This window comes from Thalassospira lucentensis (assembly GCF_011806425.1).
GTDB lineage: Bacteria > Pseudomonadota > Alphaproteobacteria > Rhodospirillales > Thalassospiraceae > Thalassospira > Thalassospira lucentensis_B.
The window spans coordinates 495114-507489 of record NZ_JAATOV010000002.1; the positions used below are offsets into that span (position 1 = coordinate 495114).

A 12376-nucleotide genomic window follows, 5' to 3' on the forward strand; every position below is an offset into this window, starting at 1 on the left:
CTGCTTTAACTATTGACGGACGTGGATCAAATTAACGGCGTGTATCGTGCTTAAGAGTTTGGCGCAGTGTGCGATAGGCCAAAAGCCCATTAAGCGCATCCGTGCCCAACCAACGCCGAAACGGCCGCAAAATCAAATAAACTGGCAACAGCACCCCAACCACTTTGCGAAGGGGCTTAAGCTGCGGTGCGTCAAACCCAACCGCGGTGACATAGGCGTTCCAGCCAGAATGCAACAGTTCGGGGCGTTTCTTAAACCCGCGCTGGATCGAAAAGATAAACAGCAACACATCGCGCGCCTGTGCATCGTAAATCGGCATGCGCGCATTGGGGTCTTCTTCGAAATCGATAAACCCGATTTGACCATCATCGCGGATGGTCAAATTACGCAACAAGGGCGCGCCGTGCGCGACACCCGCGCGGTGCAATCCGGCAAGACCTTGGGCCCCGGATGTAATCAGTTCTTCAATTGCATCTGTATCACCTTGGCGAAGATGTTCTTCGATCCGGGTTTGCAAGATCGCGCCATTATCGCCGATGGCAATCCAATCTTCGGTCTCTTCCACCAGATCGGGAACCAAAATCCCCTTATCGGACAGTTTGCGCAGAATGTTTGCTTCGCTGGCAAGGCCGGCTTTGCCCCCCGGCGAGACAGTTGGGCGCAGCATTGCAAGGCCTGTGACGGTGGCGAAAAAACGTTGCAGACGATGCCAGCCTTTTTGTTTTGGCGCGACCGCTTGCTTGATCCAGATACGCCGGTTCTGCCAGCGCAGCGCGAAAACGCGTGCTCCGACACCTTGCGCCATTGTATGTTCGACAAGTGCGTGCAGTTGCTCGTTCATTTTTTTATCTTATATGTCGTTTCGCCCGACCTGCTGACCGGCAGGTCAATTTTGTATCTGTCTCATGTGCGCTGCGGCTTGCCGCACCTGTCTGGGCATGCTAGCAACGGCGCATATCATTCAAACACACTTTAAAGCCGTATCCTTATCGATAGTATCAGCTTGATACAACTTGGAAATGGCCTGAACGACCAGGAAGAAGTCATTGCGCAATAATCCGATGGACCCGACTGCTGAACACTGGCGCACTTGGCCAATGGTCAAGCGCATTGTGAAAGATGCAGTAGCGCCCTATTTCGGCAAAATTGTTCTTGCCTTGATTTGTATGGCCCTCATGGCGGCGGCAACTGGCGGCTATGCCTATTTGATGGATCCGGTCATTAACGAGGTGTTCGTTAAACAAAACGAAGAAATGCTGATCCCGGTTGGCGTGGCTGTTCTTGCATCCTTTGCGCTTAAGGGCTTTGCCAATTACGGCCAATCGGTTTTGATGAGCTATGTCGGCGGACGCATTCTGGCCGATATCCAAAACAAGCTTTATGAACATGTTATCCGTCTTGATATCGGCTTTTTCCACAGCACAAACACCGGCAAACTGATCACGCGCTTCACCAGTGATATTACGTCAATGCGCGCGGCCGTCTCCGTCGCACTGACGGGCTTTGGTAAGGACCTTTTGACCGCAGTTGTTCTGATCAGTGTGATGTTTTATCAGGACTGGCAACTGGCGATCATCGCATTCACGGTCTTCCCTGCCGCGATTTTGCCGATTGCGCGCCTTGGCAAGCGCATGCGTAAGGTTTCAGCCAACACCCAACAACAGATCGGTGAATTTGCCACCCTTCTGGAGCAAACCTTTCAGGGTGTGCGCCACGTCAAGGCCTATGGCATGGAGCCATATGAATGCTCGCGCATGGAAAAACTGGTCGAAACCGTTTTCCAACTGAGCTTCAAGTCACAAAAAGTCAGTGCACGGTCGTCCCCCATCATGGAAACGCTGGGCGGTGCGGCAATCACGACGATCATTATTTATGGCGGTAGCCGTGTGATCGATGGAGCGAGCGATCCGGGCAGCTTCTTTTCGTTTATCACCGCCCTTTTGCTGGCTTACGAGCCGGTAAAACGCTTGGCCAACATCAATATGAATTTGCAGGCCGGCCTTGCCGCATCTCAGCGTGTGTTTATGGTCATGGACCTTGAACCGGAAATCAAAGACGCGCCGGATGCAACCGAGTTGTCGATGTCGGGTGGCAACATCACATTTAACAATGTTTCGTTCGCCTATAACCCGGAAATCACTGCCCTTCGTGACATTGACCTTGATATCAAAGCAGGTGAAACCGTTGCACTTGTCGGGCCATCCGGGGCCGGTAAATCAACCATCCTGAACCTGATCCCACGTTTTTATGACATCGATAACGGATCAATTTCGATTGATGGTCAGGATATCCGAAATGTCACCCTTGAAAGCCTGCGCCGCGCAACAGCCCTTGTCAGTCAGGAAATCACCCTGTTTGACGATACTGTGCGCGCCAATATCGCCTATGGCCGGGCCGGTGCGACGGATGCCGAAATCGAAGAAGCAGCACGCAATGCCGCGGCTCATGATTTCATCGGTCAGCTGGAAGATGGTTATGACACCATTGTCGGGGAACATGGGGTGAAGCTTTCAGGGGGGCAACGCCAGCGTATCGCGATTGCGCGTGCCATGTTGAAAAACGCGCCCATCCTGCTGCTTGACGAGGCGACATCCGCCCTTGATACGGAATCAGAACGCCACATTCAAAGTGCGCTGACCGAATTGATGAAGGGACGTACGACCCTTGTGATTGCGCACCGTTTGTCGACCATTGTTGATGCGGATAAAATCTGTGTAATCAATAACGGGCGTGTGACCGAACAGGGTAAACATGATGAATTGCTGGCACTTGGAGGGGCTTACGCGAACCTCTATAATCTGCAATTCTCAGAAGAAAACGGAAACTGATCCGGGTAATTTCGGGATTTATCGGCGTGCAGTGGTATAAACGGATCATTAAAAGCGAAACCACGCGCAGCACTTTGTGCTGGCTTGCGGCAAACTATGTGCGGTTTATTCATTCGACGGGACGTTGGCGCACCCAAGGCGGCGACCTTCCGGCGCACTACCTGACCGAGGGCAAACCGTTTATTGTTGCCTTCTGGCATCAGCGCCTGCTGATGATGCCCTATACATGGATTTCGGTCGCGGGAAATCGCCCGTTTAACATGCTGATTTCATCGCACCGCGATGGCGAAATCATTTCGCGGACGGTTGGCTATTTCGGCACCAAAACCATTGCCGGATCGACCGGCAAGGGCAAAGGCGGTGCCGCCGCACTGCGCCAAATCATAAAAGCCCTGAAATCCGGGGAAGTTGTTGGCATGACACCCGATGGGCCGCGCGGGCCGCGTATGCGCGCGTCAGACGGCATTGTTCAGGCCGCCCGCATGGCCAATGTGCCCATTTTCCCACTGACCTATTCGGCGTCCAACCGCAAGGTCCTGCGCAGTTGGGACAGATTTGTTTTGCCATTGCCCTTTTCGCGCGGTGTGTTTCATTGGGGCGATCCGATTTATGTGGACCGCAAACTTGATGATGCGGGCATAGAAGCCAAGAGGGTCGAGCTTGAAAACGCCTTAACCGAACTCACCCAACAGACCGACTTATCATTGGGGCTTGATGCCATCCCCCCAGCAAGCCCGGATGAGCTGCCAAAGCAAAAACGATCTGCGATTGCGGCAGGGGAAACTGGCAAATGAGCCTGTTTTACGCCTATCGCGCGGCGACACGGCTTTTGGGCCCAGCTTTGCATCTTTATCTTAACCGTCGCAAAAACAACGGAAAAGAAGATGCGGGCCGAATTGGGGAGCGATTTGGCCATCCAAGCTCCCCGCGCCCAAAGGGAAAGCTTGTCTGGATCCATGGGGCCAGTGTTGGTGAATCTTTATCAGCCCTTCCCATCATTGATGAAATTCGCCGTCGCTATAGCGATGTATCGATCCTGGTCACCACCGGCACGGTTACGTCGGCGGCCTTGATGCATGAACGCTTGCCACAAGGGGTTATTCATCAATTCATCCCGATTGATCGGCAAGTGTGTGTTGCGCGGTTTTTGCATCATTGGAAGCCCGATCTTGCTTTGTGGCTTGAAAGCGACCTGTGGCCCAACATCCTGACCAAGGCGAAAAAGGCCGGCACGCGTTTGGTACTGGTCAATGGCCGCATTTCCGAAAAAAGCTTTAAGGGCTATTCGCGCTTTCCATCCTTTATCCGCCCGGTTATTGCCGCCTTTGATCTGATCCTGACGCAAGGTGAAGACGAAACCAAACGGTTCGCGGCCCTTGGCGCGACGAATGTGTCAACGGCTGGTAACCTGAAATTTGCCGCCCCGCCACTTCCGGCCGATGACGAAGACCTTACCAAGCTGCGCGATCAGATCGGCAAGCGCCCGGTGTGGCTGGCATCCAGCACATTTGACGGCGAAGAACGCATCGCGGGACAAGTTCATAAGAACTTGGTGGCCCAAAACCCGGATTTGTTGACCATTATCGTACCACGCCACCCTGTTCGCGCCGACGCCATCCAAGCCGAGTTAACCGCGCAGGGATTAAACGTCTCGCGCCGCAGTCAGGGCCATGCGATCACGGGGCAAACCGATGTCTATCTTGCCGATACAATGGGCGAGCTTGGACTGTTTTATCGAATTGCGCCGGTTTGCTTTATTGGTAAATCATTGTGTTCGGGGGGCGGACAAAACCCGCTGGAGCCCGCGCGGTTGGGATGTGCCATCCTGCATGGCCCGGATATGAGCAATTTTACCGTCATCGTTGATGAAATGCAGGCCGCTGGCGCATGCCGCACTGCCCATGACGTCGATGACCTGACACGGCAAGTGGGTGGTTTTTTACACGACGCGACGTCCGCACAAAAGGTTGCCGCGGCTGGATTGGCCTATGCCAGTTCCAAGGCAGAAGTCCTTGACCGCACCCTTGATGCCATAGCACCCCTGGTCGACAGCACATCAAAAATCGGGGCACCTCATGCGTGATCCGCAGTTTTGGCAAAAAGACGGCTTGACCGCCCGGGCACTTAGCCCCCTTTCCCTTTTGTGGCGGGCGGGGGCTGGTATTCGCGGCCTCACCACCCCGGCACGTCATCCGGGATGCCCGGTGTTTTGCGTGGGGAATTTTACGGTTGGTGGTGCGGGCAAAACGCCAACTGCGGTGACCCTTTTTAACCTTTTAACCGCACTTGGCCGCACACCGCATTTCGTCAGCCGTGGATATGGCGGATCCATTATCGGGCCGCACCGGGTTGATGCCAATTCAGATCGCGCGGACCAAGTCGGGGATGAGCCGCTTTTGCTGGCCGAACATGGCCCGGTCTGGATTTCACGCGAACGCTTTTTGGGCGCGGAAATGGCGCGCGCCGACGGTGCGGACGCCATCATCCTTGATGATGGCTTGCAAAATCCATCCGTGATCAAGGATTGCAGTTTTGCTGTCATCGATAGCCATTATGGCATTGGCAATGGCCGTGTCATGCCCGCGGGGCCGATGCGGGAATCCTTGGAATCCGGGCTTGAGAAAATCCGCGCCATTATCCTGATTGGCGACGAAACCCCGAAATTCATGGAAAACCTTCGCGCCTCCATCCCAGTCCTGCGCGCCCATATCGAGCCGCAGAACGCCGCCGATTTTGCCAACAAACGTGTTCTGGCCTTTGCCGGGATTGGGCGGCCCGCAAAATTTTATAACAGCCTGCAACAAAGCGGTGCGCAAATTGTCGAAACCCGTGATTTCGCCGATCATCATCCGTTTAGTGCCCAAGAATTAACGCATCTTCGCATGCGGGCCCAGACACTTGGTGCTGCCCTTGTGACGACGCAAAAAGACTTGATGCGCTTGCCAAGTCATAGCCGCGACGGCATAAGCAGTCTTAACATCCGTTTGGTGTTTGATGCACCAGATCAACTCATCCAGATTGTGAAGACCGTGCTTGCCGATGGATAAGAACAGCAAACTATACAAAATGCGCCAAAAATACCTGTCCCACCCGCTTCAGGGGTTGGGGGCGCATCTTATGTATTGGCTCTTTGCGGTTATGCCGATTGATACGGCGTCCAACGCTGCTGGGTGCCTGATGCGCACAGTCGGGCCAAAGCTTGGCCAAACCAAAAAAGCCCGCAACAATTTGACCCGGGCCTTCCCAGAAAAATCCAGCGATGAAATCGAAGAAATCATTGCCGACATGTGGGAAAACCTTGGCCGGTCGGTGGGGGAAATTCCCCATCTGCATAAATTGTACGATGAAAATCGCATTGAAATTGTCGGCATTGAACACGGCCTAGCGACACGAAATACCGGCAAGCCCGGACTGTTCTTTTCTGGTCATATCGGCAACTGGGAAGTTGGTATGTCAATCTCAACCATCCTTGAGATTGACATGATGACGGTTTACCGCGCGCCAGATAATCCGTGGGTCGATAATTTATTTATGCGCGCGCGCAAAGCCCTGCGCGGCGAGTTGGTGAAAAAGGGCCCCGACGGGGCGCGCAAACTGACCGGATGGATGAAAAATAACGGCCATGCCTGCATGCTGGTCGATCAGAAAATGAGCAACGGCATCGCCGTGCCGTTCTTTGGTCGTGATGCTATGACCGCCCCGGCACTGGCACAGTTTGCCTTAAAATATGATGCCCCGGTTGTCCCGTTTCGGATTGAGCGCCTAAAGGGTGCCAATTTCCGCTTAACGTTTTATCCAGCTCTTGAGATCGCGAAAACAGGTGATCGCCATGCGGATATCGCCAACATCATGACCGAAGTGAACGCCACCTTGGAAGGTTGGATCCGCGAACGCCCGGCACAGTGGCTTTGGCCGCATAAGCGCTGGCCGAACTAATCAGCCATTCCAGAACCCTATCTATTGAAAACACGAAAAAACCCGCCACATCATTAACGGAATGAGAACGCCCGTTGGGCATAGTCGCCATTCGACCATGTTCCTCTGTCCTCAGGAGCCCGTTTGTCTTGCCCCGCATAATGATGATTATTTGCCTGATACTCGCGGGATCGGCGTTTCTTTCGTGGCCGGGCATGGCGCTGGATCACGAAACCGAAAAGATCAAAGAAACAGCCCGCGAAATCCGCCTTAACATTGCCGAGCTTGATCAGCAGCTTAAAGAACATTTGCGCAAAGCAATTGAAGAGTACGGCAATCGCCCCTTGGAATGTACACCCGGCGCGCCACGCAAAAGCCTGTCTGAGTGCATCGAGGACGAAGGCCAAGACCTGACCCAGACCACCATTACCATCGCCAGAAGCAATGACCGCGACGACGACCCGATGGGTGATTTGGCCGACACCGAAGAACGATTTGCCCTGTTCATTGAAAAGATGAACAAAACCAATGATCTTCTGGCAGGTGCCGGTGCGAAACTCTATCGCAGCGGTTTTGACATCACACCGGAAATGGATCAATTGCGCCGTAACGTAATTGTCTATGTCGAGCGTAAACAAACCAGAGACCTGCGCACCAAACAGGCCATGCTGATTGCCGCCGTTGCCATCATCCTGATCGGGATCTTTGCCGTGATCTTCGCGGTTATTCGTCGTTTCCGTTAAACTGGGAATCACGACTGGATTTCGCGTTTTCACCCGAATTTACGCATATTTCGCGCCGCTGAACTTTGTCATGACACAAAATAATCTTGAACATTCGGCCAAAGCCCGTTACCCGATCAGAGGCCTTTGATCAGCGGATCGGCCAAACATTTAGCCCCGGACTTTGAAAAGAACGCCTTGACGGCGGTACAGAAGGAAACAGCATGACCGAAGCATACTGGCAGGACATTCTTGTCGCCCTGCGTCAGATCATTCGGGCGACGGATTTGCATTCCAAGCGGATGATGAAGGCCTGTGGTCTGACCGTTCCGCAAGTCATGGTGTTGCGCGCCATTGACGAGCTGCAAAACGTCACGGTCAAACGCATTTCCAGCCACGTGTCGCTTAGTCAGGCGACGGTAACCACCATCCTTAACCGGCTTGAGCAACGCAACCTTGCCGAACGCCGCCGCAGCACCACCGACAAGCGCGTGGTTAATACGGTTCTGACCGATGCCGGGCGCGAAATCTTGTCAACTGCACCGACCATGTTGCACGAAGAATTTATTGCCCAATTCGAAGCCCTACCCAATTGGGAAAAGACCCAGCTTCTGACATCAATGCAACGCGTGGCCTTTATGATGGATGCGGAAAAGATCGATGCCGCGCCGATTCTTGATGTTAAGGCCGTCGACTGGACACCGCCGCAAACGTGATCTTTTGATGGGACGGAGCTTCAAGCAGCTTAGCTTGGTTCTGATCCAATGATGATGTGATGGCCGTTGCGCCGGGCATCACCGACAGCCGAAAATGTATTGCCATCGGCACTGACCTTTGCGGCATGAACACCGCCAAAGAACATGTCCTCGGTATCCCATCGCTGCTGATTTTCAAGGCTTAAACTATCAAGAAGGGCGGTATCAAAGCCCGGCTCCACCGACAGTAAATCATCTTCGACATGCAATCTGGGCGCAGAAACCGCCCCATGCAGCGTCATGTCAAAGGCATCGATATTTAGCATGACTTGCAGCATGGTTGATCGAATGCGGCTTGATCCGCCCGACCCCAATGCCACGGACGATCCGTCCGCGCCAAGATAAAGCGCGGGGGTCATCATCGATGTCATGCGAACCCCACAGGGCCAATTATGAAATCCTTCTGTCGAAAGATCAGCCTCGCCCAGCATGTTGTTCATCATGATGCCGGTTTTGGGCACCACACGCCCAGACGACGACCCGTTTGAAAGCGTCGCGGCGGCAAGGTTTCCATGCTGATCAACGACTGAAATATGGGTCGTGCCCCGCTGACTAAGCGGGCGTTCGCCAATCAGCGACTGATACCGTTCGCACAATTCATCGGACAAAATGGCAGGCGATGCACCATATTCACCACGCACAAGCCCGGTGGCGTGCAAGATACGTGAAACGGCCTCAAGATAGCGTGCTGATCCGAACGACCCCAACCCCATCTGACGTGCCAGTTTCAGGCCAAACCCAACCAAAACCCCGCCCGATGCCGGGGGTGGATTAAGAACAAATCGTCCGTTGCGCCCTGCGACCAAAAGCGGATCACGCACCAACACACGGTAGGACGCCAAATCGGCATCGGTCAGATACCCGCCACAAGTGGTCGATGCGTCGACCAACGCCCGGCCAAGATCGCCGCGATAAAACCCATCTGCGCCGGTTTGCGCCAAATAATCGATGGCACTGGCAAGATCAGGTTGCTTGTGAAGTGTGCCTTCATCAATCAGGGAAAATTCGGCTTGGTGTTCATGACCAGCCTTGCCAAAAATCGCCCGGCTTTCTTGCGAAAAGCCCAATAGCGGTTCGACAATGCCCATCACATACCGCTGAAAGGCGTTTAGTTCGATGCCATCGCGCGCCGCCGCAATTGCGGGTTCGGCCAATTGCGCCATTGGCAAGCCTGCCAAATCCGCATGCAGACGAAACAATCCGGCGACAACGCCAGGTGTCGCCGCCGATCCATATCCGCCGTGGAATTCCTGGGTCACGCCACCGGCAAAGGTGGCCATGCGGCTTTCAAATTCCAGTTCTTCGCGGCCACGTTTATCAAGCGGCGTTTCAACAAAGAAATCATAAAGCCGCGGCGGTTCCCCCGCTGGCCGGGCCATCACGAAACCACCGCCGCCAAGGGATGCCAAAACCGGTTCCGCCACACAGGCTGCCCACATCGCGGCAATCACCGCGTCAAAGGCATTGCCACCGTCATCCAACACACGGGCAGCCGCCTGTGCGGTGACTTCATGTCCTGCGGCGACGGCCCCGTGCGTTTTCATGGCATGTGTTTCCCGTTAATTTTTGGCGTTTGCGGCCTTTTGCGCGTCGGCCATTGGTGGGACCAACAATTGCGCGTCAACCCGCTGCGCGCCAACATTCACCCGCCAATCCAAATGCGGTCCTGTTGCGCGGCCTGATGATCCGACCTTGGCAATCACATCGCCCTGTTTGACCACATCGCCGACTTTGACGTCGATTTCTGACAGATGCAAAAAGGCCGACACCATGCCAAGTCCATGATCCACAAACAGGGTCGCGCCGGAAAAATACATATCGGGATGGGCCAATGTCACAATCCCGTCTGCGGGTGCCACAACCGGGGTACCCACCGGCACCGCGATATCAACGCCCCAATGCGGGGATCGTGGTTCGCCGTTTAAGATGCGTTGCGATCCATAGACACCACTGATCGGCCCCAAGACCGGCCAGATAAAGCCACTTTCAAGGAACTTTTCATTAAACCGTTCGGTGCGTGCTTCGCGGGCCTGACGGGAATCATCCTTGATCCGGCTCATGACGTTGGGATCGGGTGTGACCATTTTCTTGGGCAGGCCATCGATCCGCTGAATGTTAAATTCGCGGTCTTTGATCGGATAGGTGAAATCTTCGACTTGCCCATCGGTGTGCTTAATCGTCAGTTTCGCCGGGCCTTCGTAATCGCGCGCAAAGCCAAGAACAAACCGACCATCGGGCGCGATGGTGTCAATTGCAGTGCCATCCAGCAAAACCTGATCGCCGGCATTGGCATGACCAAACACAATCCCGCCCTGGACGAATTGCCCGTCCAGGATCGGCTCATCCGCTTTGGCACTAGTCGCCGTCAGGCTTGCGGCCATAAGGCCCGTTGCCGCAATAAAAGTCGTAATTGCCAAGCGCATTATAGAAGGCTCCCTTGCCGGTCATCATCTTTGGGGTGTGGGTTTTTCTTTTTGGGTGCCTTTGGTTTGGCGGGCGTTTCTGGCTTTGATGTGGCAGCGCTTTGTGGGGACTTTGCGCCGTGTTCCGTCGCCTCATCCGCAACATTGCCAGACGATGCGTCCTGTGACGTTTCGGGCGCTGCTGGTGCAGACGGCGCTGAGGCAGCAGACGTTGCTGCCGTTCCGGCTGTCACGCGGGTAACCCCATCGCCAAGTTCAAGATCATATCCTTGGCCTGTGATGATATCTGCCGATTTTTCCACCAAGTGCCCTGCCCCATCGCGCACCACGGCAAAGCCGCGTTTCAGCACGTTGCGATAGGAATAACTTTCCAGCAAGCGGTCATAGCGTGCCAATCCTTCGGCTTCGCGATGAAGGGTGTTTTTCACCGCCGCCCCCATCCGCGCACCAAGATCAATGATCTGTTTGCGCGCCCGATCGACATCACGTTTGGCATCCGTTGGGCGCAATCCTGCCGATGCGCGATCAAGACGCGATTTTTGCGTTTGAAGGGCGGATTTCATGGCCCCGTCCAAGCGCACAGCGGCATTTTCCAACCGGCCGCGTTTTTCCGAAAGCTGTTCACGCGGACTGACCAACCGTGCGCTGGTTTCGTTCAAACGCGCGCGGGCCTGCTGGGCAACGCTAACCGCGGCACGTGGCAAACGATCCGCCCAGTTATCAAGTGTCTGACTGCGTTCTTCGAGCATCCTTTTGGGATCACCCAAACCACGTGCCAAACTTTCAAGCGCGGTTTTCTTTTCCATCCCCAAACGCCGGACGGCTTGGGACAAACGCAGTCCGTTTTCATCCACCTGTCCGAGCAAGTCCACGCGCACGGGCACGGCCTTTTCCGCCGCCCCGGTCGGGGTGGGTGCGCGCAAATCAGACACAAAATCAATCAGGGTGGTATCGGTTTCATGGCCAACCGCCGAAATCACCGGAATGTCAGAATCGGCCACCGCACGGGCAACGATTTCCTCGTTAAAGGACCACAAATCTTCAAGCGATCCGCCCCCACGCGCGACAATCAGAACGTCGGGGCGCGGAATATGGCCATAGGGCAAAAGATCGTTAAAGCCGCGTACGGCCTCGGCCACCTGTTCGGCCGAACCTTTGCCCTGCACAATCACAGGCCACAATAAAACCCGACGCGGGAAACGATCCCGCAGACGGTGCATAATATCGCGGATCACCGCACCCGTGGGCGATGTCACAATGCCAATCACATCGGGCAAAAACGGGATCGGCTTTTTGCGATCTGCGTCAAACAGGCCTTCGCCAGCCAGTTTCTTTTTGCGTTCTTCAAGAAGCTTTAAAAGCGCGCCTTCGCCCGCGACTTCCATCGTCTCGATCACGATCTGATATTTCGACCGGCCGGGGAACGTGGTCAGGCGTCCGGTAACGATGACTTCCATGCCGTCTTCGGGCACCAGGCCAAGTTTGGCGGCCTGCCCGCGCCAGCACACGCCATCAATCACCGCCTTGTCGTCTTTCAGCGCCAAATACATGTGGCCGCTGCTGGCACGTTTGAAACCGGAAATTTCACCGCGCACACGCACAAACGAAAAGGCATCTTCGACGGTCCGCTTTAACGCATTGGACAGGTCAGAGACCGAAAATTCGGGTGCATTTCCCGTTTTCGCGGGCGTTTCGGGAACTGGGGCAAAAGGGTCGAACAAATCTTGCGTCAT

At 54.8% G+C, this 12376-nt stretch carries 11 protein-coding genes; 7 read left to right on the forward strand and 4 right to left on the reverse strand.

From position 1 onward, the window contains the following. Positions 1–31: 31 nt before the first annotated feature. Complete coding sequence (locus HCZ99_RS07850) at positions 32–841, reverse strand: hypothetical protein (RefSeq protein ID WP_167446388.1); 810 nt, start codon at positions 839–841, stop codon at positions 32–34. Positions 842–1097: 256 nt separating this feature from the next. Here HCZ99_RS07850 and HCZ99_RS07855 point away from each other — a divergent pair, with 256 nt between their 5' ends. The 7 genes from HCZ99_RS07855 (at position 1098) to HCZ99_RS07885 (ending at position 8181) form a co-directional block, all read left to right on the forward strand. After that, the gene (locus HCZ99_RS07855; protein WP_175581457.1) at positions 1098–2828 is read left to right on the forward strand and encodes an ABC transporter ATP-binding protein; all 1731 of its coding nucleotides are present in this window, start codon (positions 1098–1100) and stop codon (positions 2826–2828) included. A gap of 26 nt (positions 2829–2854) precedes the next feature. Further along, positions 2855–3622 (forward strand): lysophospholipid acyltransferase family protein, encoded by a 768-nt coding sequence (locus HCZ99_RS07860; RefSeq protein ID WP_167446389.1) that lies wholly within the window; start codon positions 2855–2857, stop codon positions 3620–3622. Continuing rightward, the gene (locus HCZ99_RS07865; RefSeq protein ID WP_167446390.1) at positions 3619–4911 is read left to right on the forward strand and encodes a 3-deoxy-D-manno-octulosonic acid transferase; all 1293 of its coding nucleotides are present in this window, start codon (positions 3619–3621) and stop codon (positions 4909–4911) included. The genes HCZ99_RS07860 and HCZ99_RS07865 overlap by 4 nt, the downstream gene beginning before the upstream one ends. Then, entirely contained in the window at positions 4904–5875 is a 972-nt protein-coding gene (gene lpxK, locus HCZ99_RS07870) for a tetraacyldisaccharide 4'-kinase (RefSeq protein ID WP_167446391.1), read from the forward strand. Before HCZ99_RS07865 ends, lpxK begins: the two co-directional genes overlap by 8 nt. A 19-nt stretch (positions 5876–5894) precedes the next feature. Beyond that, entirely contained in the window at positions 5895–6764 is an 870-nt protein-coding gene (locus HCZ99_RS07875) for an LpxL/LpxP family acyltransferase (protein ID WP_303047835.1), read from the forward strand. A 128-nt stretch (positions 6765–6892) separates the two neighbouring features. Then, positions 6893–7486 carry a hypothetical protein gene (locus tag HCZ99_RS07880; protein ID WP_167446393.1) on the forward strand — a complete coding sequence of 198 codons (594 nt, stop codon included), beginning with the start codon at positions 6893–6895 and terminating at the stop codon, positions 7484–7486. A gap of 203 nt (positions 7487–7689) precedes the next feature. After that, positions 7690–8181 (forward strand): MarR family winged helix-turn-helix transcriptional regulator, encoded by a 492-nt coding sequence (locus tag HCZ99_RS07885; RefSeq protein WP_167446394.1) that lies wholly within the window; start codon positions 7690–7692, stop codon positions 8179–8181. A gap of 29 nt (positions 8182–8210) precedes the next feature. Here the strand turns inward: HCZ99_RS07885 and HCZ99_RS07890 are convergent, their stop codons facing one another. From HCZ99_RS07890 to xseA, 3 genes are read right to left on the reverse strand one after another with little or no spacing between them, the layout of a single operon-like run. Continuing rightward, complete coding sequence (locus HCZ99_RS07890; RefSeq protein ID WP_167446395.1) at positions 8211–9764, reverse strand: gamma-glutamyltransferase family protein; 1554 nt, start codon at positions 9762–9764, stop codon at positions 8211–8213. Positions 9765–9779: 15 nt separating this feature from the next. Next, on the reverse strand, positions 9780–10643 hold the full coding sequence (locus HCZ99_RS07895; RefSeq protein ID WP_167446396.1) for a M23 family metallopeptidase: 864 nt from the start codon (positions 10641–10643) through the stop codon (positions 9780–9782). Further along, the gene (gene xseA, locus HCZ99_RS07900) at positions 10643–12376 is read right to left on the reverse strand and encodes an exodeoxyribonuclease VII large subunit (RefSeq protein WP_167446397.1); all 1734 of its coding nucleotides are present in this window, start codon (positions 12374–12376) and stop codon (positions 10643–10645) included. Before xseA ends, HCZ99_RS07895 begins: the two co-directional genes overlap by 1 nt.